The 25318-nt window shown below is 65.4% G+C and carries 17 protein-coding genes; 10 read left to right on the top strand and 7 right to left on the bottom strand.

The window, feature by feature from the left end; genetic code table 11:
* Nucleotides 1–4 precede the first annotated feature (4 nt).
* The 7 genes from ccoO to ccoS are packed head-to-tail and all read left to right on the top strand — an operon-like array spanning nucleotide 5 to nucleotide 6162.
* The gene (gene ccoO, locus O3139_RS10870) at nucleotides 5–742 is read left to right on the top strand and encodes a cytochrome-c oxidase, cbb3-type subunit II (RefSeq protein ID WP_269514094.1); all 738 of its coding nucleotides are present in this window, start codon (nucleotides 5–7) and stop codon (nucleotides 740–742) included.
* A complete protein-coding gene (locus O3139_RS10865; RefSeq protein WP_269514093.1) occupies nucleotides 739–912 on the top strand; it encodes a cbb3-type cytochrome c oxidase subunit 3 in 174 nt (57 codons plus the stop codon). The genes ccoO and O3139_RS10865 overlap by 4 nt, the downstream gene beginning before the upstream one ends.
* Nucleotides 905–1807 carry a cytochrome-c oxidase, cbb3-type subunit III gene (ccoP, locus tag O3139_RS10860; protein ID WP_269514092.1) on the top strand — a complete coding sequence of 301 codons (903 nt, stop codon included), beginning with the start codon at nucleotides 905–907 and terminating at the stop codon, nucleotides 1805–1807. Before O3139_RS10865 ends, ccoP begins: the two co-directional genes overlap by 8 nt.
* Nucleotides 1804–3327: a cytochrome c oxidase accessory protein CcoG gene (gene ccoG, locus O3139_RS10855; protein ID WP_269514091.1), complete on the top strand. Its 1524-nt coding sequence runs from the start codon at nucleotides 1804–1806 to the stop codon at nucleotides 3325–3327. The genes ccoP and ccoG overlap by 4 nt, the downstream gene beginning before the upstream one ends.
* On the top strand, nucleotides 3324–3812 hold the full coding sequence (locus O3139_RS10850) for a FixH family protein (RefSeq protein WP_269514090.1): 489 nt from the start codon (nucleotides 3324–3326) through the stop codon (nucleotides 3810–3812). Before ccoG ends, O3139_RS10850 begins: the two co-directional genes overlap by 4 nt.
* Nucleotides 3809–5977: a heavy metal translocating P-type ATPase gene (locus O3139_RS10845; RefSeq protein WP_269516474.1), complete on the top strand. Its 2169-nt coding sequence runs from the start codon at nucleotides 3809–3811 to the stop codon at nucleotides 5975–5977. The genes O3139_RS10850 and O3139_RS10845 overlap by 4 nt, the downstream gene beginning before the upstream one ends.
* Nucleotides 5974–6162 carry a cbb3-type cytochrome oxidase assembly protein CcoS gene (gene ccoS / locus O3139_RS10840; RefSeq protein WP_269514089.1) on the top strand — a complete coding sequence of 63 codons (189 nt, stop codon included), beginning with the start codon at nucleotides 5974–5976 and terminating at the stop codon, nucleotides 6160–6162. Before O3139_RS10845 ends, ccoS begins: the two co-directional genes overlap by 4 nt.
* Nucleotides 6163–6235: 73 nt before the next feature.
* On the opposite strand, the gene O3139_RS10835 is transcribed toward ccoS, so the two are convergent.
* From O3139_RS10835 to O3139_RS10805, 7 genes are all read right to left on the bottom strand, one after another.
* Complete coding sequence (locus tag O3139_RS10835; RefSeq protein WP_269514088.1) at nucleotides 6236–8122, bottom strand: hypothetical protein; 1887 nt, start codon at nucleotides 8120–8122, stop codon at nucleotides 6236–6238.
* Nucleotides 8123–8252: 130 nt separating this feature from the next.
* On the bottom strand, nucleotides 8253–11105 hold the full coding sequence (locus tag O3139_RS10830) for a TonB-dependent receptor (RefSeq protein ID WP_269514087.1): 2853 nt from the start codon (nucleotides 11103–11105) through the stop codon (nucleotides 8253–8255).
* A 295-nt stretch (nucleotides 11106–11400) separates the two neighbouring features.
* A complete protein-coding gene (locus tag O3139_RS10825; protein ID WP_269514086.1) occupies nucleotides 11401–12603 on the bottom strand; it encodes an alginate lyase family protein in 1203 nt (400 codons plus the stop codon).
* Nucleotides 12597–13439 (bottom strand): glycoside hydrolase family 88 protein, encoded by an 843-nt coding sequence (locus tag O3139_RS10820; protein WP_269514085.1) that lies wholly within the window; start codon nucleotides 13437–13439, stop codon nucleotides 12597–12599. Before O3139_RS10820 ends, O3139_RS10825 begins: the two co-directional genes overlap by 7 nt.
* A 58-nt stretch (nucleotides 13440–13497) precedes the next feature.
* Nucleotides 13498–17301, bottom strand: a complete 3804-nt coding sequence (locus tag O3139_RS10815; RefSeq protein WP_269514084.1) for a LamG-like jellyroll fold domain-containing protein — start codon at nucleotides 17299–17301, stop codon at nucleotides 13498–13500.
* Between the two features lie 180 nt (nucleotides 17302–17481).
* Nucleotides 17482–18642 (bottom strand): aldose epimerase family protein, encoded by a 1161-nt coding sequence (locus tag O3139_RS10810; RefSeq protein ID WP_269514083.1) that lies wholly within the window; start codon nucleotides 18640–18642, stop codon nucleotides 17482–17484.
* Between the two features lie 357 nt (nucleotides 18643–18999).
* Complete coding sequence (locus O3139_RS10805) at nucleotides 19000–19167, bottom strand: hypothetical protein (RefSeq protein ID WP_269514082.1); 168 nt, start codon at nucleotides 19165–19167, stop codon at nucleotides 19000–19002.
* Between the two features lie 480 nt (nucleotides 19168–19647).
* Here O3139_RS10805 and O3139_RS10800 point away from each other — a divergent pair, with 480 nt between their 5' ends.
* The 3 genes from O3139_RS10800 to O3139_RS10790 all read left to right on the top strand — a co-directional run bounded on the left by O3139_RS10800 (nucleotide 19648) and on the right by O3139_RS10790 (nucleotide 25087).
* The gene (locus O3139_RS10800) at nucleotides 19648–20601 is read left to right on the top strand and encodes an RHS repeat domain-containing protein (protein ID WP_269514081.1); all 954 of its coding nucleotides are present in this window, start codon (nucleotides 19648–19650) and stop codon (nucleotides 20599–20601) included.
* A complete protein-coding gene (locus O3139_RS10795) occupies nucleotides 20598–22496 on the top strand; it encodes a hypothetical protein (RefSeq protein WP_269514080.1) in 1899 nt (632 codons plus the stop codon). The genes O3139_RS10800 and O3139_RS10795 overlap by 4 nt, the downstream gene beginning before the upstream one ends.
* A 554-nt stretch (nucleotides 22497–23050) precedes the next feature.
* A complete protein-coding gene (locus O3139_RS10790) occupies nucleotides 23051–25087 on the top strand; it encodes an RHS repeat-associated core domain-containing protein (protein ID WP_269514079.1) in 2037 nt (678 codons plus the stop codon).
* Nucleotides 25088–25318 lie beyond the last annotated feature (231 nt).

The following is a 25318-nucleotide window of genomic DNA, read 5'->3' as shown; positions in this document are numbered from 1 at the left end:
CACCATGTGGAAGAAACACGGACCGCTTGAGCGGCACTCTCTGTTGCTGATCCTCGGCATCGTCATCGTCGTCTCGATCGGCGGCATCGTCGAGATCGCGCCCCTGTTCTGGGTCGAGAGCACGATCGAGGAGGTTGAGGGCGTTCGCCCCTATACCCCGCTCGAACTGGCCGGCCGCGACATCTACATCGCCGAGGGCTGCTACAGCTGCCACTCCCAGATGATCCGGCCCCTGCGCGATGAGGTCGAACGCTACGGCCACTACAGTCTGGCTGCCGAGAGCATGTACGACCACCCGTTCCAGTGGGGCTCCAAGCGCACCGGGCCAGACCTGGCCCGGGTCGGTGGCAAATACTCCAACGAGTGGCACCGCCAGCACCTCGGCGACCCGCGCTCGGTGGTGCCCGAGTCCAACATGCCTCCCTACGTCTTCCTGGCCGATCAGGACCTGGACCTGCACGCCATTCGCGCCAAGCTGGCGACGATGCGGACGGTGGGCGTGCCCTATACCGACGACGAGATCGAGAACGCCGAGGCCGATGCCCGGGCCCAGGTCGATCCCTACGCCAGCGAAACCTCTGCCCTGCGGGGCCGCTACGGCCCTCGTATCGTCCAGGGCGACTTCGACGGCGATCCGGCGCGTCTGACCAAGATGGACGCCCTGATCGCCTACCTTCAGCAACTCGGCACGATGGTCGATTTCCGCACCTATCAGGCCGAAGATCCGGACAATATGCGATGAGCGGCCTGGACTACGAGACCGTGGCCCGTTTCGCCCAGCAGGGCGGACTGGTCTACTTCGGCGCGATCTTCTTTGCCGGCATCGCCTATGCGCTCTGGCCCCGTAATGGCGAGGCCTTCCGCCGCCTCGCCCAACTCCCGCTCGAGAAGGACGAGGACGACCATGTCTGACCGCGAGCGCGACGACCACACCGGCATCGAGACGACCGGTCACGAATGGGACGGCATCAAGGAGCTGGACAACCCGCTGCCGCGCTGGTGGCTGTGGATCTTCTACGGCTGCATTGCCTTCGCCGTGGGTTACTGGATCCTGATGCCGGCCTGGCCGGGGCTTCATGGCTACACGCCGGGTGTGCTGAAGCAGTCCGCCCGGGCCGATGTGGTCAAGGAGCTGAAAGCCTTGCAGATCCAGCGCGGGCAGGGCGAGGCCATGCTGGCCTCGGCCTCCCTGCAGCAGATCGAGGCCGACCCTGCGATGCAGGCCCATGCCCTGGCCATCGGCCAGTCGGTGTTCGGCGACAACTGCGCCAGCTGCCACGGCGCCGGGGGCGGGGGCGCCAAGGGCTATCCCAATCTGCGCGACGACGTCTGGCTCTGGGGCGGCTCGCTCGAGGAGATCGAACATACGCTGCGTGTCGGCGTCCGCTCCGGCCACGCCGATACGCGCATGTCACAGATGCCGGCCTTCGGGCGGGATGGCCTGCTGCAAGGGGCCCAGATCGCCGACCTGACGGAATATGTCGTCAGCCTCTCGGGCCGACCGGCAGACCCTGCCGCAGTGGCCCGCGCGACCCCCCTGTTCGCGGACAACTGCGCCGCCTGCCATATGCCGACGGGGGTGGGATCGCGCGAGTTCGGCGCACCGAACCTGACGGACCGGGAATGGCTGAACGCTTCGGACCGGGCCTCGATCACAAGCCAGATCCAGAATGGACGTAACGGGGTGATGCCGACCTGGGAGAGCCGGTTTTCTCCCGGCGTCATCAAGGCGCTGGCAGTCTACATCCACGTCAACGCCGGCGGCGGCGAGCCCTCGGTCGCGAAGGTCGAAACGCCGGCGCCATGACCATCCTGATCGACCGGACCCGCGAGCGCGCGCCGACGACGGGTCCGGTTTCCGTCGCCGAACGCCAGCGCGAGAAGGCGCGTCCGAAGGGCCTCTACAAGGCCCGGACGCCCATCTATCCCAAGCTCGTTCACGGCCCGTGGCGCTGGCTGAAATGGGCGCTGCTGATCGTCATGCTGGCGATCTACTACATCACCCCCTGGATCCGGTGGGACCGCCCGGGGGCCCTGCCGGACCAGGCCGTTCTCGTCGATTTCGCTGGCGGCCGCTTCTATTTCTTCATGATCCAGCTGTGGCCGCAGGAGGTATATTTCATCACCGGCCTGCTGGTGATGGCGGCGCTCGCCCTGTTCCTGGTGACCGCCCTGTTCGGTCGGCTGTGGTGTGGCTACGCCTGCCCGCAGACTGTCTGGACCGACCTCTACATCCATATAGAGCGGCTGTTCGAGGGCGACCGGAACGCGCGCATGCGGCTGGACGCGGCACCCCTGTCGTTCGACAAGCTGTGGCGCAAGGTCGGCAAGCACCTCGTCTGGATCGGGATCGCCTTCGGGACCGGCGGGGCCTGGATCTTCTATTTCCATGATGCGCCCGACCTGATCCGAACCTTCTGGGTCGGGACCGCGCCGATGACCGCCTATGTTTCGTGCGCCATCCTGACCTTCACCACCTATGTCTTCGCCGGCCACATGCGCGAACAGGTCTGCACCTATATGTGCCCGTGGCCGCGCATCCAGGGGGCCATGCTCGACGACCAGTCGTTCCAGGTCACCTATCGCTACGACCGCGGCGAACCTCGCGGCCCGCACAAGAAGACCGAAACCTGGACCGGGCGGGGCGACTGCGTCGACTGCAGTCAGTGCGTGGTCGCCTGTCCCATGGGCATCGACATCCGCAAGGGCGCGCAGCTGGAATGCATCAACTGCGGCCTGTGCATCGACGCCTGCGACGAGATCATGGACCGGGTCGAACGCCCGCGCGGCCTGATCGCCTATGACACCGATGCGGCAGTAGCCGCACGCTGCGAAGGCCGCAAGCCGCAGCACAGGCTGATCCGTCCGCGCACCCTGTACTATGCCGGGGCCCTTTTGCTGGTCAGCGGCCTGATGATCCAGGGCTTCCGCACGCGCGAGACCATTGGCGTCCACGCGCTGAGAGACCGCAACCCGGCCTATGTCCAGCTGCAGGACGGCGCGGTGCGCAACGGCTATACGCTCAAGCTCGCCAACCACGGCTTCGAGACGGCAGCGGTCCGGATTCGCTATGTGGGGGTCCCCGGCGCGGTCCTGACCGACCCCGGCCACCCTGGCTCCGGCCCCCTGGTGGTGGACCTGGCCCCCAATGTCGTGACGTCGCTGCGCCTGTTCGTCACCGTCCCGGCCGCCGCTGCGGACGCCAGGGCCGGGGAGGCGGGCGAGGACGACGATGACGCGGGCCAGGACGCGTCCTTCCAGATCATTTCCGGCGACGACATCAAGGTCGTCAGGACCGCCTTCGACTACGGAAGCCACGACCGATGACGATCCCCGCTGCCCCGTCCCGACCCCCGTTCACGATCAAGGGCTGGCATGTCGCCGCCGGGGTTGTGGCCTTCTTTGCCGTGGTCGTGACCGTGGACATGAGCTTCCTCGTGATCGCCTACCGGACCCACCCTGGTCAGGTCGAGGCCAAACCCTATGAAACAGGATTGATCTACAACGCCGAGCTCGAACGGATGCGCGTCCAGGACGCCCTGGGTTGGCGGGCGGGCGCGAGGGCCACGCCAGCGGGTCTCGAGGTCCTGCTGGAGGACCGGGACGGCGCGCCGCTGGCGGATCTGACCGTGTCCGCACTGCTCCAGCGGCCGGCCACCGAGCAGGGCCGTGCCCAGGTCCGTCTGACGCAGATCGAACCCGGTCGGTATCAGGCCGCCCTTCCCCTGACAGGGGCCTGGGATGTGCGCATCGATGCGACCGACGGCACCGGGCGGCGGATCGTCGCCGAAAGAAGACTGACATGGCCATGACCCTCGATACAGCGATCGGACGCGACATGTCGGCCTTCGTCCGACGGCGGGAGGACGGCCGCGACAGGCTCGATCTCCTGGTCACCGGCGCGCGATGCGCCGGCTGCATCTCGAAGATCGAGGGCGAGGTTTCGGCCCTGCCCGGGGTCCGGTCCGCCCGCCTCAATCTCTCGACCGGCCGGCTCGCCATCGAGGTTTCCGCCGGGGCGATCGATCCGGGCCGCGTCATAGGGGCCCTCGCCGGCCTCGGCTATCCCGCCACGCCATACGACCCGGGCGCAGCCCTGCAACAGCGCGATCGCGAGGGACGCAAGCTGATCCTGGCCCTCGCCGTCGCCGGTTTCGGGGCGATGAACGCCATGATGTTCTCGGTGCCCCTGTGGGCCGGTCTGTTCGACCAGGAGCTGGGCCCGGCGACCCGGACGATGATGATGTGGATGTCGGCGGCGGTGGGCGCACCCTGCGCGATCTTCGCCGGAATGACCTTCTTCGAGTCCGCCTGGCGGTCGCTGAGGGCCGGCCGCGCGAACATGGATGTGCCGATCTCGGTCGGCGTCATCCTGACCCTCGCCATCAGTTTTTCGGAGACGATCCTGAATGGCCGCGACGCCTATTTCGACGCCGCGGTTTCCCTTCTTTTTCTGCTGCTTATCGGGCGCTGGCTTGATCATCGGTTGAAGGCCAGCGCGCGCAGCGCCGCCGGGGATCTTCTGGCGTTGCAGGCCCCGACCGTCTGTCTTGTCGACGGGGCCGGGCGTGAACGGTCGATCCCGCTGGGCGATGTCGCGTCCGGTGATCGCATCCGGGTCCGGCCCGGCGACCGGATCCCGGTCGACGCCGTCCTGGAGGACGGCGAGGCCTTGCTGGACAACAGCCTGCTGACCGGGGAGAGCGCGCCGGAACGGGTCGCGCGGGGCCAGCTCTGCCGGGCCGGGGCGGTCAATCTGGCGGGCCTGCTGACCCTCCGCGCCGAGGCCGGGTCCGAAGACTCGACCCTGGCGGAAATCGCCCGGCTGATCGATGCCGGGGCACAGTCCCGGTCGCGTTATGTGCGTCTCGCCGATCGCGCGGCAGCGCTCTATGTCCCGGTGGTTCATGCCGCCGCCGTACTGACCTTCGCCGGCGGCTGGGCCCTGGGGCTCGACCCGCGCGAGGCATTGATCCGCGCCGTGGCCGTCCTGATTGTCACCTGCCCCTGTGCCCTCGGTCTGGCGGTGCCGGCCGTTCAGATCGTGGCCTCCGCCCGGCTGTTTCGCCGGGGCGTCCTGGTCAAGTCCGGTGCCGCACTGGAGCGGCTGGCCGAGGTCGATCACGTCGTCTTCGACAAGACCGGCGTCCTCACCGAGGGTCGGCCCGCCCTGATCGAAACACCCCGGTGCGTGGTGGCCATGGCGGCACCTCTGGCCCGGGCCTCGAACCACCCGATGGCGCGCGCCGTCGCCCGTGTCGCGGGTGACGGGCCGGTTGCAACGGACGTGATCGAGCACGCCGGCCTGGGTGTCGAGGGTCTGATCGATGGTCGGCGTGCCCGTCTGGGCCGGTCGGCCTTCGTCGGTGTTCCGACCCTGAGCGGGTCCGAGACGGAACTCTGGTTCGGTTTCGAGGACGGCCCGAAGGTGCGACTGCGGTTCTCCGACACGCCCCGCCCGGACGCGGCGCAGACGGTTGCGGCCCTGCTGGCCCGGGGACTGACCGTCGAGATTCTGTCCGGCGATCAGGCGGGCGTCGTCGAAGCAGTGGCGCGGAGCGTCGGCATTCCGGTCTGGCGATCCGGGCTACTGCCGGAGGACAAGGCTGAGGCTGTCGATCATCTAGCCGCTGCCGGGCGAAAGGTTCTGATGGTCGGAGACGGCCTCAACGACGCCGCGGCCCTCGCGCGCGCCCACGCCGCGATCGCGCCGGGATCGGCGATCGAAGCCAGCCAGAACGCCGCCGATCTGGTCCTGACCCAGGACAGGTTGATGGCGGTCGTCGAAGCGCTGGACGTCGCCCGTTCATCGCGTCGGCGCGCGCTGGAAAACTTCGGGTTTGCCGCGCTTTACAACCTGGTCGCCGCGCCTGCCGCCATGATCGGTCTGGTGAACCCCTTCGTCGCAGCCCTGGCGATGTCGGGATCGTCCCTGGTCGTGACCTTGAACGCGCTCAGGCTGCGCGCCGCCCGATGAACATCCTTCTCCTCCTCGCGCCGTTCTCGGTCATGCTCGGTCTTGTCGCGGTGATCGCGTTCGTCTGGACGCTCCGCTCCGGCCAGTACGACGACGTCAAGGGTGCCGCCGAACGCATCCTCATCGACGAGCCGAACCCGATCGCGCCGACGACGGACCCGACTGCGGAATCTGGCCCGAACTAGCCACCGCTGCCAGAGACTGCAGGGTGCGAAAATGACGACAATGGCCCGGCGGCCAGCCTTCAGTGGATCGCCGTTATTGCCCCGCGTCAGCGTAGGTCATGCGCCATCCCAGGTTGATCGGCACCTGCGCCGGGCGGTCGTTTGAACGGCAGTGGACGACACTCGCGAACCTGCCCGTCGGGCTGGCGTGGAAGGGCTGCACTGGAAGGGTCTCGCAGGTCTCCAGCCCGGTCACGCGAAGACTCCGCAGGCTTCCGCTGGCGTACTGAATGGTCCAGCCATCGCCATCGCGCGTCATCCCCGATATCGGCTGGTACCCCGCGAATTCGAAATCAAGGTCGACAGGGCCGAGCGCGGCGGAGGGCGTGTACAGATCGGTTCGATCTACGGCACCGGGTGTGAAGCGATAGGTGGTTTCTGCGCGCATGCGGTCGTCGGGGCGCGGGGCGGTCTCTCCCATCCGGTCCATCGCCGTCTGGTCTATCTGAAGCAGAACCGCGTCATCGGTCTCGGTCATGACCAGGTTGCGATGATAGGCCAGGGGCTGCAGCACCGTGCCGTCGTCAAGGGTGACACGCGTGATCAGCTGGGGGAAATCGGCGTCAGGCGAGCCGGCGACAAGGCCCGGCGAATACGGAATCGGGAAGTAGGGGTTGTTCATGTGCTGGCCCGTCCCCCCGTTGATCACGGGCAGGCCGAACAGCCGGGTTCCGTCGATGACCGTCAGCAGGGCGCGATCCTGCTCGCCGCGGTCGAACCAGGTCAGGGTCGCCCGGTGCCGGGACGCGCGCCAGGCGGCCAGGTCAGCCGTGGGGATCCTGTCCCTGTACCCCAGTCGATTCCATAGCGCATTGGTATAGACGTGCTGTCGCGCGAGGCTGAGGTTCTCGCCGAGGATTCGGTGCTTCGCACGATAGGCATCGGTGCGCCGTCCCTTGTCCCACAGGTTCACGGAGCCGGTGTCCGGGTCCACCCAGAAGTCCATATAGCGGGCCGTGATGGCGCAGGAGTAGGCATAGGCGACGTCCATCTCCTCGGGCGTCAGCACGCCGAGGACGGCCGCGGCCGACAGCACCTCCAGCATGGCCGTTTCCCCGTAGGCCCCGATCGAGCGCCCGTACTCGAAACCGTCTCCGGCGGGCCCGGCACGCAGAAGAATGAGGTCGGCGGAGTGGCGGAGCCAGACCTTGACCTGTTCGGGCGGCTCGCGGCCGACATCGATGAATCTCTGGGCGATCTCGCCGATCAGGAGAACACTGTATCGGTCGAAGCGACCCTGCCCATCCGTCTCGTCCGCGAAGCCGAAATCCGAGTAGGTGGCGTAGTGTTCAAGGGTTTTGGCCAAAAGGGCGTCGGCGGCGGCGGCATCCTCCCACCCGAGCAGGTTCCGCAACTGGGCCACGCTGTAGGCGACACCATAGTAGTTGTTGGGCAGGTCGATCAGGGTCAGGTCGGCTTCCCGGACGAAGCTGCGCCAGTCCAGCCGGGTCCTCAGCCGGGCCAGGGTTCCGGGATCGACGGCGGCCTCGAGCAGGCCGGCCTTCTGCAGCCGGTGCAGGGCGAGCAGGGAATAGTAGATGCCCCATTCCGTGTTGACGTCGTCCACGGTCATGGCCGTGATGTCCCGGAAACCGCGGATGTAGACGGCGCGCCGGGGATCGTCCGCCGGGGTCTCGAGGATCAGATTGGCCATGCCGACGGCGATCTTGCCGGGCAGGAATTTGTCCGTCGTCCCGAAGACCGGCTGGCCGTCGATCACCATGTCGCGCCGCTCGGTCATCAGCCGGACCAGCAGCGCCTCGACCTGGGGATTGAGCCGTTCGGTCACGGTCCGGTTCATCGGGGCGGGCGGCACCGTGACGGGCGCTGCCTGCACGGCCTGTGGCGTCGCGCACCCGACGGCAAGCGCCGCGACCATCATGACGCAGGCGGGTCGAACGCCGATAGTGATGCCGCTCACGTGCGTTCCCTCCATTGACCGGGTGGTGTCGTAAAAAGATACCGGCACCGTGGTCCTGACCACATGGGTGCCGGTTTAGTCACTTCAGGGAATAAAGCGCAGGATGGGGCGGTAACACCCGCGTGGCATATCAGTACCGGTAGCGAACCCCGAACACGAACTCGCGGCCGGTGTGTTCGTAGTTCAGGTTGTTCTTGCGCTGGCTGTTGATCCACCGCTCGTCATACTGGTCGGTCAGGTTGATCCCCTCGAACGAGAGCGTCAGGCTGTCGCCGATGTCGTAGGACATCGACATGTCGATGTTGGTCGACTCGGCCTTGCCTTCGACGTCGTTGCTGTTGGCCCCCGGAACGCGGATCAGATACTCGTCACGATAGGTGGCCGAAACCCGCGCCTCGAACGGTCCCTTTTCATAGTAGAGCGTGCCGCTCCAGGACGAGGGCGACTGGCCGACGATCGGCTGCCGGGTCGTGGTGCCCAGGGTCGCGCTGACGATGTATTCGATCTCGGACTCGACCTGGGTGTAGTTGAACAGGCCGCCGAAACCCCGGAACCTCTCGGGCAGGAAGTTGAACGGCGTCTGCAGCGTGATCTCGAAGCCGTCCAGGTCCCCGCCGGGCGTGTTGCGGCTGGAGGTGAAGATGACGTCGGACGACGGCAGGACGCCGGCCGGGAGGATGTCGTTCGGGAAACCCGTCTCCGAGAAGGGCAGACGCTCGCGCGTCGTCTGGACGAAGGAGTCGATGGACTTGTGGAACAGGGCGAAGCTGAACAGGGCCTCGTCGTAGGGATACCATTCCACGCTCAGATCGTAGTTGGTGGCGCGGATGGGATCCAGGAACGGGTTACCGACAGTCAGGGTGACGTCCGCAACGCCCTGGGCGACCGTGCCGCCGGGGGTGAGCTGGTTCAGGGCCGGCCGCGCCATGACCTTGGCGGCGGCGAAGCGCACGATCAGGTCGCTGATCGGCTCGATGGAGACGTTCAGCGCGGGCAGGGTGTCCTTGTAGGTGTTGGTGAGGTTGAGCTCACGGGTTCCGAGCAGACCGGTCGCATTCACTTCCGTCTCGACATAGCGGACGCCGAGGTTGCCCCGGACCGGCATGTCCATCAGCGACGTCTGGAAGTCGGCCTGGAGGAAGATGCCTTTGGACGTCTCGCTCACGGCGCGCGTTTCGCCCGCGAACGGCGTGACCCGGAAGTCGCCGAATTCATTGACGCAGTTACAGCTGAAACCGATCAGGGCATCGAGTCTGGCAATGTCGGGGATGACAAAGCTCGACGGCGTGGAGCCCGGCAGGGTCAGGGACCCCCGGCTCAGGCCGGTGACGCGGGTCGAATACTGGTCGATCGTGATCCCGCGCGCCGCCAGAAGGGCGATGGCGGTTGCCGGAACGGCCTCGACCGCCTTGCGATCCTCGACCACCGAGAAGCCGAACTCCTTCTGCGATCCGCCGGCGCGCAGCGTGAGGCTGTCGTTGAAGTCCCAGGTGAACTCGGCTTCCAGGGTGTCGTAGGTATTCTCCGTCCGGTTCGGACGCAGACGGATGATCGAGGCGTCACCCAGCGCGGCCGACGAGCTGAGCGACCAGTTGGCCGGGTTCGTGACATCGAAGCCGTAGTTGATCGACGGCACATTCACGTCGCCGGAATAGTCGTAGCTGTAGCCGTCGACGTCATAGCGATCGAACGAGACCGTCGTCTGCTGGGGGTTGGTCCCGATCGCCTCGGAGCTGCCGACGAGCCCGCGGAAACGGAAGGTGTCGGTGAAATCGTGGGTCAGGGTCAGTGCGTTCTGGGTGAACTTCGTCGACAGAATATCGATGCGCTGTTCGGAGCGGGCGTCAACGTCGTCGAAGGTCGCGCTGATCAGGGTGGCATTGTCGTCGATCACACCGCGGACCAGATCCATGGCCCGGAAGCCCTGGACGCCCGCTTCACGCGCGGGGCTGATGATCTCCAGGAACTCCTCGTTCCGGGTCTGGTCCAGCTTGGCGTAAAGCGAATCGAACGTCAGTCGCGTGCGGTCCGACACGTCGAACTGGATGGACCCGGTGACACCCAGGCGCTCGCGATCGTAGGTGATGCGGCCATAGCGCGGAATGCGCGGATGAGCCGCCAGATGGGCCGCTGCCTGGGCCGCGAGACCCGTCAGCGTGCGGCCGTCTGCGGTCGTGATCGTCCCGACCGACTGATAGCAGCGCGTCGAGTTGACGTAGGAGGTGATGACCCCGGCCACCGAGGTCGGCACGCAGCCGTCGTCGGCAGGGACGCGGAAGCCGACCGAGCTGGAGCCGTCCTCGAAAGTTTCGCGCTTGCTGTAGGCGGCGGAGACGAGCGCACCGAGACGGCCATCCAGCCAGCGATTGCTGATCAGTGCGGTTGCCCGGGGGCCTGTGTTTTCCGACAGGTCATTGTAGGTGGCCTGGGTTCCCGCGGCGAAGGTGAAGCCCGAATAGTCGAACGGACGGGCGGTCTGAAGATCGACGGTGGCCCCCAGCGAACCCTCGTTGACCGAGGCTTCCTGAGATTTGCGCACGGTGATGCTGTTGAACAGCTCCGAGGCGAAGACGTTGAAGTCGAAACCCCGGTTGCGGTTGGCGCGCCCCTGGTCGCGGCCGCCGGTGGTTGCCAGGGCTTCCAGGCCATTCAGGCGAACCCGGACGAAGTCGGAGCTCAAGCCCCGGACGTTGATCGAGCGGCCCTCGCCGCCGTCACGATCGATCTGCACCCCGGGGACGCGCTGAAGCGATTCGGCGAGATTGAGGTCGGGGAAGTCGGCGATATCCTCGGCGCTGATGGAGTCGACGATCGAGTTCTCGTTGCGCTTCACATCGATCGCGGCCTGCAGCGACCGACGGAAGCCGGTGACGACCACCTCATCGACCACTGTTTCCTGCGACGTGGATGGCGTCTGGGCCAAAGCGCTTGTCGCCATGGCACCCATCGCGACAGTGCCGAACAGAATGGATCGCAGAATCATCGTTTTCTCTCCCCCTGACCGTCTGCTTCTTGGTGAAGCTTTTTCGGTTCAATCTCTTATTGATACCGGTGTCATTCGACTCGTCAAGGGCTGGCGATGTCATTGTTCGAGCAACAACGAGATGCCGACGCCCCGGACACGCTTGTTGCGCACCTTCGGTGCAAACGTCAGCCCGGAGCGGTCCCGCCAGACCCGCGCGGCCCCTTAGCCGGTATCGATGCCGCTCTCGATCGGCCGGTGATTCAGGTTCGACGACGGCAATGAGGACCTCAAGGACATCATCAAGTCATCCGGATCACGTCCGGCGTGGAGGCGCGCAGACGGCCAGGTTTGCCGACGCTGGCCCGAGCCAATCGATCCAGACGGCTGCGGGACGACCGGTCGCCTGTTTCAGAGCGTCGTACGGGTCGCAGAATCCGGGCTCCAGCAAGCTGGCAATGCCCAGGGTGTTGATCGCGCCGGCGCGGTCCCACATTCCCGCATAGCCCGGCTGCCCGGCTCGCGCCCTGTCTGCGTCAAACTTGATCCGGGAGTTGACGAACTCCTGATGGGTCAGCCTGCCATCCGCGTAGGGGAGGAGCCAGGAGACGGCATCGCGTGCGCTTGCACCGGCAGGGTTCCGCCATCCGAACCAATCCTCGCCATGCACCCTTGCCGCCAGAGCCGCCGTCATCAAGGGATCCAGATTGTAGGTGACGTAGTGGATCGCGTCACGCTCGTGGAAGTCGTGGACGGTCGCGTCGGCGAGAATGTTGTTGCTGACGTGGCGGCGATAGGCGGCCCGGGCACGTTCGATCAGCACCGGGTCGCCAACGCGATAGGCCGCAAGGGTCGCCAGCTTGATCCTGTGACTCTGCCAGTTCGTGCCGGCATTGATCGGGGTGCCGTCCATGGCGTCCAGGTAACCGACCGAAAGGGCTCGCCAGAAGGCGTCGATCCGCGTCTTGCCCTCCGGCGTCAGGGCGTCGCTTACGAGATCCGTCGTCATGATCAGGGTATCGAAGCCGGTTTCGTCGATCGGGTTGAAGGACCAGCGATAGGTCTCTGCCCAGGCCATCAGATAGACCTCGGCGCGCTCCGCGTAGCGACGCTCGCCCGTCAGCCGATAGGCGAGACCCAGGGACAGGGAGATCGGAAAGTCCTCTCGCGCCCGGCCACTGATCTCTCGGATGCCTCGGCCGGGGAGGGTGCCCTCGGTGTGGATCACGGGGATGGCACCGGGAGGTCGGGACAGGCCAACCGTGGCATTGGCAATCACGGAGTCGGCCGACAGGGTGCCGACGTAAGTCGGCAAGCGATCTTCGGCTCCCGGCCCAAACAGGGCGAACCCGGATGCGGGTTCCCCGATCAAGACCGGAGGCATGGACTGCCCTTCGGCCCTGGCCCCGTCATGCGCTGCCGCGGCAAGCATGATCAGGAAGCCCGCCAGCAGGCAGAAGACGGCGCGCGATACCGGCCGCGACCGTCCTGTTGTTCCGGGCGCGACCTGGCCTACCATCGGCGTTCCGCCATCTGGGCCGAGGCGAGCAAAAGCGCTCCCAGGGCCGCGTCATCGTTTTCGAATGCCGCGAAACGGGCAGAGGTCTGAAGAGCGTCCCAGCCGTTGAGGGCCGCGCTCTCGCCCTCGTTGAAGCTCAGCATTCCCGTGTTCAGACCCCATGTCAGCCCGAACACGAACAGCGCCGAGGCGCCCATATCGGCTGGCGTCGACCCATCGTCGAGGCGGGCGTGCCACAAGCCGTCAGGCCCCTGGGTGCGGGTGACCGTGCGTGCCATCTCACGGTACAGGGCGACATACTCGAGGCGGGCCAGGTCTTCATCGGGCAAGGCGTCCACCATTCGCGTCAGGGCGGCGAAGGCCGTCGCGTTGATCGTGGCGTCGAAATGCCGTTCGCCGATGGCGTCTTCATTGGCATGAAAAAGCAGGGCCTCGCGGTCGAAGAGGGTCAGCGCCAGACGCCGGAAAGCCGGGTCGAGCGAAGCGACCTTGGCCCGTCCCGCCTCGCCCGCCCATGGCCCGACCCAGAGATCGGAACCCCGGAGCAGATCGTCGGTCCGACAGTCAGACCCGGCGCAGATGAGGGGCATTGCGATCGGGAGTGCTTCCGCTCCGGGCACTTCGGCCTGTGCGGCCGCGGTGGAGTATCGCGGGTCGCCGCTTGCCCGTCCGAGGGCGTCCAGGCCGAGTGGCAGAAGGGGATGGTCCGCCTCGATCCGTCCTTGCCCCTTCGCCGCCAGACGTCGCTCGACCAGCGGTGTGACGACCTCCAGCACACCGGCGCTCCAGGCCGGGCTGGTCGTTGAAATCGATGTCGGTGGCGGGGCCTCCGCCACGGTTCCGCACCCCGAGACCGACACGACCGCGAGCAAGAGGGAACAGAGACGCACGGTTCTAGGGCGCATACGGGACCACATTGTTCTGGCGGCTGATCTCGAGCGGTTCGCCGTCAAGAACCAGCCGGACCCGGCTGCCGGTCGGTACCGATGACGGAAGCGTCAGGGTCACCGTCTGGACCTTCGGCCGAAGATCGTTCGGGGCCTCCAGCGCTTCGAACGGGGCGCCGGTAAGGGGCACGCCCTGCGTCGTTTCCACGACCACCCGCCCCGAGGGTGAGGCGACGGACCCAAGGCTGTGAACGTTCATCGTCATCTGATGGCCGTTGATGGTCACATCGGACCGGCTGATCCCGACATCCGGACGGATCGCCATCGCCGGCCCGGCCTCGACAAGCTGGAGCTCCAGAACACTCGCACCGGGCGGCAGGATCAGCGGCAAGGGCTCGCCGGGTCCGAACGGGACCGTCCGGGCCTCCGCCGTGTCGGCACGGTCATCACCGTCCCCATCCGGCCCCTGAGTGACACGCCAGGTTCCAGGCTGGATTTCAGCCCCCGTGATCGCCGCGCGCACGGGCCGGTTCGACAGGTTCCAGACGACGACGCGAAACCCGTCTGCGGCCGGTTCGCGCACGAGGATGGCCGTTCTGAGAGCGTCTTCGGGATCGTCGAAGCGCCAGCTGATCCTGTGGCCCGGAACGATGCGGTTGCGGGCGTGAGCGACGCCGCCCAGCCTCGCGCGCTGCAATTGCACGCTGGGCACCTCCACGCGGTCGGTCCACCAGTGGTCCTCGGTCTGCATGCGCATGCGCACGGAGGCCGACTGAAGCTCGCGGGCATACAGGCGTTCCAGCGGCTCACGGTTTCCTGTTTCGGCGGCAGCGAAGGTCAGGGCATCGGACGGTGCGTCCGGTGCGTTGGCCAGGTCCACATAGCGCTGATCGAGCTCCGGCCGGCCCAGGTCGCGGCCCACGTCGCTGTTGATACTCGCGAACTCCGCCGAGCTCGCCGGGTCTCCCAGTGGCTCCAGATAGGCAGCGGCACCCGTCCACCGCCATGCAGACCACAGCAACATTGCGGTCGGCCCAAGCCCGGACCCGCGCTGTGCATCCGTCGTCCAGTTTATGTCCGCCGGCCAGGAGATCGTCCCGTCGGCACCGGTCTGGCGATGGGCGACGTAACCGTCCGCCAGTTCGAGCAGCAGCGACCTCAGTTCCGGAGAGCCGTTGTAGTCAACCAGAAGCATCCCCGGATGCAGGATCAGATGCGACTGGCCCTTCGACCAGTCCCATGGCGTTTCGCGGGCGAACCGCGAACCGCCGAAGTTGCTCGAGATGATGTGCCGATGGCCGGCCGCGTTGATCGCCGTGATGTCGGCATAACGCCGCGCCGTCGCCATCAGCCGCTCGACAGCGACGGGATCGCCGCGGTTCAGCAATGCCGCCTGACTGATGGCGTTGATGCCTTCCTCGTAAGTGTGAAGCTCGTCGGTCTGGATCCGGTTCAGGCCGTCGTCCCACATGCCATTGCGATAGCTCGCTTCGACGAGTGCATTCACCGAGGCGTTGAGTTTGTCCGGATCGACACCCATCAGGGCCGGGCCAACCCATTGATTGGTCAGGTCCGTATCGTCGGAAATCCCGCCTCCGAACTCACCGTCGACCTGGCGGTTGTCGATCCACCAGTTCACGAAATGGCGCACCTGCTTCAGCGTCTCCACCTGACGGAAGGCCCACAGGGGAACGCCGGCGGGAGGGACCGGCTGGACGAAGTCGGGCAGGGGCTGGGCCGCGTTCCATTCGCTCCAGTAGGCCCGGCCCTCGACATTGTCCGGATCGATCCTCAGCAGATCGGTCAGGTCGCGATAGAACCGGTCGAACAGCGCCAGGTCCCGCGTGATCTGGCGTTCCTCGACCAGAAAGCCGTAGCTGTCCTTGATCTGCATCAGGCGGTCGGCGACATGCTCGGCACGCGCAGCGTCGCGGGTCTTGAAGATCAGGCGGACGCCCATGCCGTCCAGGCTCCGGGCACTGAAGTCGGAAGCGGCGGCGGCCACGGTCAGGTACAGGCTGTGATCGTTGTCCAGTATGCGGTCCCGGGTGTCGAGAAAGACGGTCCGGGCCTCCCCCGGGCGGACAGAGACGTTGATGTCGAGCAGATCCCGCAGCGGCCAGGTGGGGTCCTTGACCCGTATGTTCAGCGAGATCAGGCCCGCGGCATCCGGCGTGGCGGTCAGGGCAGGAATGTCGAGCACGATGCCATCCAGACCACCCGCCTCCTGAAAACTCAGGGTCGACACATTGCGGATCAGGGGACCGCCCGGTCGGCCGCGGCGGAAATCGATCGGCACCACGACATGGACGATCGGCCGACTTCTCGTCAGGGGCGTGGCGCGGGCCAGGCCTGGCGCGCTGTCGGGCAGGGCGACGACCGTGTCGCGCTCCTCCTGTGGATAGCGGCCTGCAATGAAAGCCGTCACGTCGTCGATGGCGACATAGCTTGGCTCGACCGCGCTGCGGACGACGTAGCGGTAGTCGCCGAGGCTTTGAGGACTGTCACCCGCCGTCACGTTGTAGACGCCGATCTCCTGAATGGGGGTTTCTGGCTCCGTGTTGATGAAGCGCAGTGCGCCGCCCTGCTGGGCAGGCAGGCGCGTCGAGGTGCGTTCGGCACCCTGCGGGCGTTGAAACAGACCTCGCGGCGGCGACGTATCGATCACGCGGCTGGCGTTGATCCGGGCGTCGACGGCAGCCACGTCGCCATAGGCTGCGCCCTGGATTTCCACCTGGTTCCATGGCTCCTGCGGCAGGAACCAGGTCGCAGACCGGCCGCCCATCGAATAGACGTTCCAGTCCGGCAGGATGAAATAGTCGCTCCGCCCGGGCAGGCGTGAACGATTGTAGACGCCGGGCCATGTGGTCTCCCGGATGCCGTCGTTGCCCTTCCAGTGCCGCTGCGCGACGTCGCGTTGATCCGTGAACTCGACGCGACGAATGGTCGTGACGTCATCCGCCAGATACGGGGCTGGGCCCTGATCGAAGCCGAAGCGACGGTTCCACGCATCCTGCCAGGGCCGGGATGCCTGTGCCGGTGGCGGGGCATCGGCGTTTCCCGGTCGTCGCATCGCGCCGATCTCGGCCCCGGACAGGGCCCGTTCGTAGATCCTCAGATCATCGTAGTCGGACCCGCGCGTGAAGCTGTAGCGGCTGTGAACCTGTATCGGCGACACGATGCGGGCTGCCGTGCCGAACTGATCGAGAGCCGCGTCCAGCGGCGCAGAGGTCGCCTCGGCCGCGACGCGTTCGCCGTCGACGAACAGCGCGATGCCGGTCGTCTCGTCCCAGGTGAAGGCGAGGTGGGTCCAGTGATCGGGATCCGGCGCGACCGGCAAGGTGTAGGATACACGCACCCGGGCCAGATTGGCGTCGGTGACGAAAGCGTCGAAGCCGGAGCCGTTCCAGTCGATGCGCAGGAACGTCATGTCCCAGCTGGAATGGTTGGCATAGCCGACGCGGAACAGGACGAACGGCGTCGGACCGGTCGCATACCGGGCCCGCCAGTCGAATGCGACCGTACCCCGTTGCGCAAGGATGTTGCCGGGCGCGGACCAGGCCAGTTGCTGATCATCGCTCCCTTCGAGGTAGCCACCCCGGGCCCCGCCGGTCGGTCTCACGGCGATCCTGTCGGCGAATGTCGGCTCGGCCTGACCCCTGGCAAGGTCCGCCACCACACTGTTGTCGGCCGACATGTGAAAGAGCAGGCCATCGGGCGGACCCGTGACCTGCCGGGCGACCGCTCCGCCCGGCGACCCAATCGCGACGCATAACGCAAGCCAGCCCAGCCGGCCGATGAACGTCCGCATGCTTCCCCCAATGGCGGTGCGAAGCCGGCATGGTGCACGCCGTTCGCCCTTGCCTTCGCGCTCCTCTGCGGCTTTTGACCTGCCGCCTGCAAAGACTATGACACCGGTTTCCGGAAATGAAAGCCAGGCACTGCTGACGTTTCACCGGCGACGACGATCCCTTGGCCTCCATTGCGTTGCTCAGCCCGAAAGGCCGAAGCGGTACTCGCTGGCGGAGCGATAGGTCTCTCCCGGGCGGAGGACGGTGGACGGAAACTCGGGCCGGTTCGGGCTGTTCTGAAAGTGCTGGGGTTCAAGGCACAGGCCACAGCGCGGATGATAGGGGACGCCGCCCCGGCCGATCATCTCAACCGCGTTCGCAGTATAGAATTGAACGCCGGGTTCGGTGGTCCAGAGCTCCAGCCGGCGCCCGCTGGCGGGGTGATCCACCCGGGCGGCGCGCCGCAGTGTCCCTTGCGGCCCGCGAACGACGAAGTTGTGATCGTAGCCGCCGCCGATCGTCATCTGCTCATCGGGCGTCGCGAGGTCGCGGCCGACCGGCTTGGGTCGGCGGAAGTCCAGCGGCGTGCCGGCCACCGACCTCAGTTCGCCGGTGACGATCTTGTCGGGTCCGAAGGCGGTGAACCGGTCGGCGTCGATCGTGACGACATGGTCCAGGACCAGTCGATCGGCGGCACCGGACAGGTTGAAATAGCTGTGATGGGTCGGGTTGAGGACCGTCGGCCGGGTCGTCGTCGCCTCGAATGTCAGGGTCAGGCGATCGTCATGGGTCAGCCGGTAGGTGACGGTGATGACCAGTTCGCCGGGAAAGCCCTGATCGCCGTCGGCGCTGACAAGGGTCATCGCCACGCCGGGGCCTGCAGCCGTCTCGTCGACACGTCCGGTCCAGTTGCGCTTCGAAAAGCCGACCGGGCCGCCGTGAGAACTGTGGGCCGCGCCGCCGGTGTCGAGCTGGACCGTACGGCCATCCAGGTCGAACCGGCCGCCGGCGATCCGGCCTGCGTAACGGCCGATCGTCACTCCGAAGTTCCGCGAGCGCGCGACATAGTCCGCATGGGTATCGAGGCCGAGGACGATATCGGCCAGGACTCCGGTCCGGTCAGGCATGGTCAGGGACGTCACCGCCGCACCCCAGGTCATGATCTTCGCCGTGTGGCCCGCCCGGTTCGTCAGCGTGAACAGCCTGACCGGTTCCCCCATGTCCGTCGTTCCGAAATCGGACACGGTCACGCCGGCGGCGACGGGAGTTGGCCCGGACGGCCGGAGGATCGCACAGGCCGACACAGGGAGGGCGGCCAGGCCACCGGCAAACAGGCGACGGTCAAGAACGGGTCCCGTCATCGGGGCCTCCTGTTGGTGCCGTCAGTCAGCGAACGGTCGATACCGTCGCGGAATGGCCGCTGGCAGTGGGATCAGTCCAATGCCAACGCGTCTTGTGTGGACGGCGCTCGATTGGCAAGGGCGTTGAAGTCAGGGATTGGTGGGTTCCGGTCTCGTGATTGGCCTGTGGATGCCGGGCCTGGCCCGCTCGTCCTGGTGGTGTCCGCTGGCCCGTTCTCCCCGCTCCACGGAGAACCACGCTGCGCCGACGCGTTATTGGAAGGTCCTGGCCGTCGGTCCCGGTCCGGATCGCATCTCCTCGTGGCGGCCCACGCCCGGGCCGGGTCTTTCCGCCCGTTCGGGGCGTTGTGACTTGCGTCAACGCCTGACCGAGGCCTCCGCATAGGGATCGTCCTGGATCGGCGGGGTTTCCGGGACGGTCAGGGCCAACGGTGCGCCCGCCGCTGCCTGAACCGAGATGGGGGAGGGGTGTGTCAACATCGCCTGGTTGCCTGCCAAAGCCACCGGGCGGGCCAGGCCGGTCATGACCTCCGCTCCCGTCGCCGTCGAATGGCTGCCCGTCCGGGAGTTTGGCGGCGAATAGCCCCGGCGTTACGGGGCCTTGCACGACCGGCGTCAGATCAGAGCACGGTGCCGGGGGTGTGTGGCGGTCGAGGCACAGACTCTCACCACCGACGGGCTGGCGTCATATGGGGCAGCTCTGGATCGGCTGGATCTGAGGCATCTGGATCAGCCGGGTCGGCTTGACGACAACTACCAGGTTTAAAACGCCCACGCGGCGGCCCGTCGATGAGAGAGACGGCCCGACCGCCGGAATCGCGCTTGACGCGTTGGCGGGATTGGCCAACCCTCGTTCTCGAACGGGGGGCTTAGCATGCGCTGGTTGGGGCTTGAGTTCCGTTTCCCCCTGAGGGGGTGGTGCCCGGGCGACGGAGCGGGTCTGTGAGGCCCCGGGTTCCGGTCCGGGCTGTGCTTGCCGCATGGGTCCTTGGCAGTCTGCCTGGGGTGGGTTTGGCGCAGGCGGTCGAGCAGTATGGATATGACAGCCTTGGTCGGCTGATCGCCGTCGATCGCTCGTCCCAGACCAACACCGCCTATCGCTACGATGCTGCGGGCAACCGGACCACGGTCACCACGCTCAATCAGATGGAGGCCGTCTGGCAGGCAGAAAGCCTTCCCCACGTCATCGGCTACGGGATTCCGGGAGGCTGGGAGGCCTCGGCCGGGCTCGGTTCGGGCTTCATGACCTACGGCCCCTATACGCCCGCGACGCCGACGGGTCTGAACATCGCCAGCTGGCGCATCAAGGTCGACAGCCACACCTACCCCGACACGGGCGATGTGGTGGCGCTGGACATCTGGGACGCCACCGCCGGGGTCAGCCTCGGGTCCGCGGGCTTTGATCGCCGCGCATTCACGGCCAGCGACACCTATCAGTATCTGGACGTGCCCTTCGCGCTCGTGGCTGCGTCGAGCGGGCACCAGCTGGAGTTCCGGACCTGGTCCACGGGACGGGCGACGGTCGGGGTAGACGCTCTCGGGTACCGCCGTGCCGGTTCGGCCTGGTCCGGGACGGACAGTTCGATCTATCACGTCGTCGGTCGCGCGGCCGCTGACGGGTGGGCTGCCAGCGTTACGGACCCGGCGGGGCACATGACCTACGGGCCCTATGCGGCCGCCCCGGTTGGCGCGCGCACTGCGATCTGGCGGATGCGCATCAACGACAACACCAGCCCCGATACCTCACCGATCGTCACGATCGACATCTGGGACGCCAGCGCGGGGCAGTCCCTGGGCACGCGGACCCTGAAGCGTCAGGACTGGAAGCAGGCCAGTCAGTTCCAGCTGTTCGAGATCCCCTTCGTGCTCGACCCCGCCCGGGCCGGCCACGCCCTCGAATACCGAACCTACTTCCACCGCAACGCCAACGTCGTCCTCAACTGGGTGGGCTACCGATGATGAGATTTTTGCAGGCTGATATGCAGGCCAGGTCAAAGAACAGGGCCCGGCAACCGCTCTCCGAAACTTGCAGGAGCGACGGACATCACCGGCTGTCGAGGGCAAACCGGACGAGGGCCCTTGCCATCAACGGGTTGTTCTCGCTTGCCCTTGTCGTCGGTATTGCGATTCAGGGGCCAACGTCGGCCCAGATATCGGCCAAGGCAGCTCCTGAATTCCGGACGTCTGATCGGCTGAATGTCGATGTCACGACCGGATTGCCTTTCTGGACCGTGCCGGATGTTTCCATAGGACCGCAGGGGCTCGGGTTCACGCACTCCGTCTCGTCCGAGAAGGCCAGTTTTCTGATCCCCAAGGATGGGTATCTGCAGAGTTGGGTTGCCGGGAGCAGCGGATCAGACTGTGCCGCGCGTCCGGGAATTCAGCAAATTTTGGTCGCGAGGTGGAATCAGGCTGGCGAGTGTTTCTACCTTGAGCAAGGGTCTTACAAATCCTACTCGATGAAAGGTAGTTATCTAGAAAGCGAACCTGGTGGATTTGTCTACACACTATCAAACGGGACACGAATACATTATTTCACGCATAATGGATACTATAGCCCCGGCGGGGTATCGTTCGTCGAGGAGCCTGATGGCACGATCACGACATTTTATTATCAGACCGGCCGCGCTGCGCCTACGCCTCCTCGCTTGAGAACGGTCGCAAAAAGCAACGGATTCCGACTCTATTACAGGTACGCCTCCGACAATCCAGCGGATGCGTCGTGGAGCACCGTTGTTGGTGTCACCGGATACAACGCCGCCTATGAGGCTTGTAATCCAAGTCAGAATTGTAACTTCAGATTCAACTGGCCGAGTTCAAACTATGTTCAGACTGAAAATGGAAACTTTCATACAACCGCGATAATAGACGACACAGGACAATCGACAGAATTTATCGTTGATCTTAGCTATCAGTTCGGGAACTATGGAAGATTCAACAAGGTTAAACTTCCAACCAGTGACGTACCAGACATCATTTACACCTACTGTCCCTTCGGGCCGGGGTGTACGAATATGGTATATTCGGGAGGCGGATACCCGGTCAGCATTACATCGATAACTGATCTTGTCCTTACGGCCAGTCAAAATGGATTGACGTGGAACTACGGCATGAGCAGCGAGGGTCCTTATCATCTGGGCCGAAACTCAACGGCACCAAATGGCAACAAGGTGATGGTACGGACGACCAACGCTGGCGAGATGGTCTCCCTCACGACGCCAGACGGTTCGTACACCTTCGATGGCACTCCGGCCGGCCATTTGACGAGCGGTCCACTCCCCGACGGGACGCAAGCAGGCTACGTCAGGGATGCCAGAGGCAATATCACCCGGATTACAAGGGGCTCCGGCGTATCCGCAGTCGTCGAACAAATCTCAGTCTATCCTGTTGACTGTTCGATCCGCACGACCTGCAACAGTCCGATTTCGGTTACGGATGCGAATGGCAACCAGACCGTTTTTCAATACGACCCTGTCCACGGCGGGGTGCTTAAGGCGACCGGTCCTACGGTGAATGGAGTAGTGAGGGAGACACGCTACACCTATGAACAGCGTTACCCGTGGTATCTGAACCCGGCCGGGGTGGCCGTTCAGGACCCGCATCCGATCTGGGTCCTGGCCAGCGAGAGCACGTGTCGCACCGGCCAGCCATCAGGCTCGGGTTGTGCGATCCCCGGCGACGAGGTGCGTACGGTGTATGAACGCGGACCGGCATCTGGCCTGAACAATCTTCTGGTTCGCGGGATCGTTCAGGATGCGACCGGCCTGGCCGCCAGGACCTGCTACGCCTACGACCGCTTTGGGAACAAGATCAGCGAGACCGGCCCGAACGCGAACCTGACGAGCTGCCCGTGATGAAAAACATCGTCGAAATCTCACAACCTTCTGGCCTGGCCCTTGTCGCTTTTGCGGTCGGCTTGTTGGCCCAGCCGACATTCGCATCGGCCCAATCCTCCGCCTCCGCCTATACGACAGGCTATCGCTATGATGCGGGTCGTCTGGTGGGGGCGATCTCACCCGACCCGGATGGCACTGGCCCGCTTGGATTCCAGGCCACGCGAACGACGTATAGCGCAAAAGGCCTGGTCTCGAGGGTGGAGGTCGGTTTCCTGTCTGCATGGCAGCCCGAGACGGTCTCGCCTTCATCCTGGACGGGGTTCACCGTTGGCGAAGCGACCGATTTCGAATACGACGACGAAGGACACAAGACGAGAGAGGCCCGTTTTGGGGGTGGCGTTCTCGTGGCTGTGTCCCAGTTTTCTTATGACAGTCTCGGCCGGCTTCGCTGCTCCGTGGTCAGGATGAATCTGGCGTCGACCGTGTCGGATCCCTGTGTGCCTGGCACGGGGAGCTCGGGCGCAGACAGGGTCACAAGGTATGAGTACGACAACCGTGACCGCCTTGTTCAGGTGCGTAGAGCGGTCGGTACGGATCTGGAGCAGGCCGAAGCCACCTATGCGTACGGCGGCGGCAATTTGCGCACCCAGATTATCGATGCGCGCGGCAACCGAACGACCATCGAATACGATGCTTTGGGCCGACAGGAGGCCATGCGGTTTCCCAATCTCGCCGCGCCAACGGGGTTCAACTCCAGTACCGCAGCGACGGCGCTGGCAACCGCCGGCCCGTCCAGCACAACGGATTATGAGGCCTACGGCTACGACCCCAACGGCAACCGGACGTCCTTGAGAAAGCGCGACGGCCGCACCCTGACCTTTACCTATGATGCCCTGAACCGGATGACGACCAGGGTCGTGCCGGACGGGAGCGGGCTCCCGGCCTCGGCGACGCGCGACGTCTACTATGGCTACGACCTCAGGGGTCTTCAGACCTATGCCCGGTTCGACGGACCGAACGGCGAGGGGGTGACCAACACCTGGGACGCTCTGGGGCGGCAGACGGCGTCCTCGACCGTGCTGTCCGGCATCGCCTGGACGATCGGGTCGCAGTACGACCTGTCGGGCGCGCGCACGGCCCTGGTCTATCCGGACGGTCAGTACGTCCGGTACACCCGCGACGGCCTGGGCCGGATCGATTCCACGACCCTCAACGGCGTGACCAGGATCTTCGATCCGCGGTATGACACTCTGGGCCGGACCTCGGCCCTGTACCGTGCGAATGGCGCCAACTGGGGATCGCCGACCAGCTATGGCTACGACGGGGCCTCGCGCCTGACCTCGCTGATCCACGATCCAGCGGGCACGGCCCAGGACATCACCACGGGCTTCGCCTACAACCCGGCCAGCCAGGTGGTCAGCCGCAATCAGTCCAACACGGCCTATCGCTTCACCGGCCATGCCAACGTCAGCCGGGCCTATGCGGTCAATGGCCTGAACCAGTACACCTCGGCCGGCCCGGCCAGCTTCACCTATGACGCCAACGGCAACCTGACCTCGGACGGGGTGGGGGGGACCTATGTCTATGACGTGGAGAACCGGCTGATCCGCGGGCCCAACGGCGCGACCCTGTCCTACGATCCCCTGGGCCGGCTGTTCCAGAGCTCCAGCAACACCTATGGCGCGACCCGCTACACCTACGACGGCGACAAGCTGATCGCGGAGTACAACGCCTCGAACACCCTGCTGCGCCGCTATGTCCATGCCGACGGCTCGGACACGCCGCTGGTGGTCTATGAGGGCACCGGCACCACCGCGCCGCAATACCTCTATGCCGACCACCAGGGCTCGATCGTGGCCCGCACCAATGCCGCGGGCACCGTCACAAACATCAACGCCTATGACGAATACGGCATCCCCAACGCCACCAATACCGGCCGCTTCCAGTACACCGGCCAGGCCTGGCTGCCCGAACTGGGCATGTACCACTACAAGGCCCGCATCTACTCCCCCACCCTCGGACGGTTCCTGCAGACGGATCCGATCGGATACGAGGATCAGATGAACCTGTATGGGTATGTTGGGAACGATCCGGTCAATAAGACCGATCCGACGGGGATGGTTTGGCAAGATCGTCCGAGCGACATCATCGCAGATAATCGCCAACGGCGACGCCTGACTGATGGTGTAAACGACAGCAATAACGCACCGGCTAACGGTGGAACGCCAGTCCGGGTCACAGGAGGCACTCCTGCGACACGCGATGCGACGAGAAGAGGGGTATCCGTGGTAGTGACAGGTGAATCCGGTAGGAGAACCGTGGCAGCTGCGGCTGCAGCACAAGGCGGAGAGGTGGAGATTAGGGTCAATGACAGAGGTGATCTGTCATACGACCCCAATACCGGCGTAGTTAATATCGACCCCTCCAGCCACCCGGTCATTGAAACAACGGCTGGTCCCCAAGCCGTTTCGACGGCAACTGTCATTGCTCACGAAATCGGTCATGCCGGGGGCGACCACGATGACGGACCAGGTCGAATGAACAACGTGCGTAGAAACGAAAACCCCTCTCGCCGCGAACGTGGCGAGCCGGAGCGAACCCAGTATTAGGCGAGAATGTCCTTTGAAAAACGCAATTTTTGGCTTCGCCTTGTTGTATCTCTGCGGCTGCGGTCAGTTAGAAGCACCTTCGGTGGATCGAGATGTGACTACGCACTCCGATATCAAGTCGGCTGAGAGTGACGCCGCCAGCGCGCTATCTCGGGGAGACCGGAGGCTTTTGGGGGTAGCAGGTTTTTCCGTAGAGGTACCCGGAACAAATTTGACTGCTGAAGAGGCGCG

The organism is Brevundimonas subvibrioides, assembly GCF_027271155.1.
GTDB lineage: Bacteria > Pseudomonadota > Alphaproteobacteria > Caulobacterales > Caulobacteraceae > Brevundimonas > Brevundimonas subvibrioides_D.
This window is presented reverse-complemented; position numbering and strand designations above follow the sequence as displayed.

What these genes read in the sequence shown, in the direction of transcription:
- O3139_RS10805 (WP_269514082.1), bottom strand. Translation starts at nt 19,167, where the DNA reads ATGACCGGCCTGGCCCGCCCGGTGGCTTTGGCAGGCAACCAGGCGATG.
- O3139_RS10865 (WP_269514093.1), top strand. Translation starts at nt 739, where the DNA reads ATGAGCGGCCTGGACTACGAGACCGTGGCCCGTTTCGCCCAGCAGGGC.
- ccoS (WP_269514089.1), top strand. Translation starts at nt 5,974, where the DNA reads ATGAACATCCTTCTCCTCCTCGCGCCGTTCTCGGTCATGCTCGGTCTT.
- ccoG (WP_269514091.1), top strand. Translation starts at nt 1,804, where the DNA reads ATGACCATCCTGATCGACCGGACCCGCGAGCGCGCGCCGACGACGGGT.
- O3139_RS10810 (WP_269514083.1), bottom strand. Translation starts at nt 18,642, where the DNA reads ATGACGGGACCCGTTCTTGACCGTCGCCTGTTTGCCGGTGGCCTGGCC.
- O3139_RS10815 (WP_269514084.1), bottom strand. Translation starts at nt 17,301, where the DNA reads ATGCGGACGTTCATCGGCCGGCTGGGCTGGCTTGCGTTATGCGTCGCG.
- O3139_RS10825 (WP_269514086.1), bottom strand. Translation starts at nt 12,603, where the DNA reads ATGGTAGGCCAGGTCGCGCCCGGAACAACAGGACGGTCGCGGCCGGTA.
- ccoP (WP_269514092.1), top strand. Translation starts at nt 905, where the DNA reads ATGTCTGACCGCGAGCGCGACGACCACACCGGCATCGAGACGACCGGT.
- ccoO (WP_269514094.1), top strand. Translation starts at nt 5, where the DNA reads ATGTGGAAGAAACACGGACCGCTTGAGCGGCACTCTCTGTTGCTGATC.
- O3139_RS10850 (WP_269514090.1), top strand. Translation starts at nt 3,324, where the DNA reads ATGACGATCCCCGCTGCCCCGTCCCGACCCCCGTTCACGATCAAGGGC.
- O3139_RS10830 (WP_269514087.1), bottom strand. Translation starts at nt 11,105, where the DNA reads ATGATTCTGCGATCCATTCTGTTCGGCACTGTCGCGATGGGTGCCATG.
- O3139_RS10845 (WP_269516474.1), top strand. Translation starts at nt 3,809, where the DNA reads ATGACCCTCGATACAGCGATCGGACGCGACATGTCGGCCTTCGTCCGA.
- O3139_RS10795 (WP_269514080.1), top strand. Translation starts at nt 20,598, where the DNA reads ATGATGAGATTTTTGCAGGCTGATATGCAGGCCAGGTCAAAGAACAGG.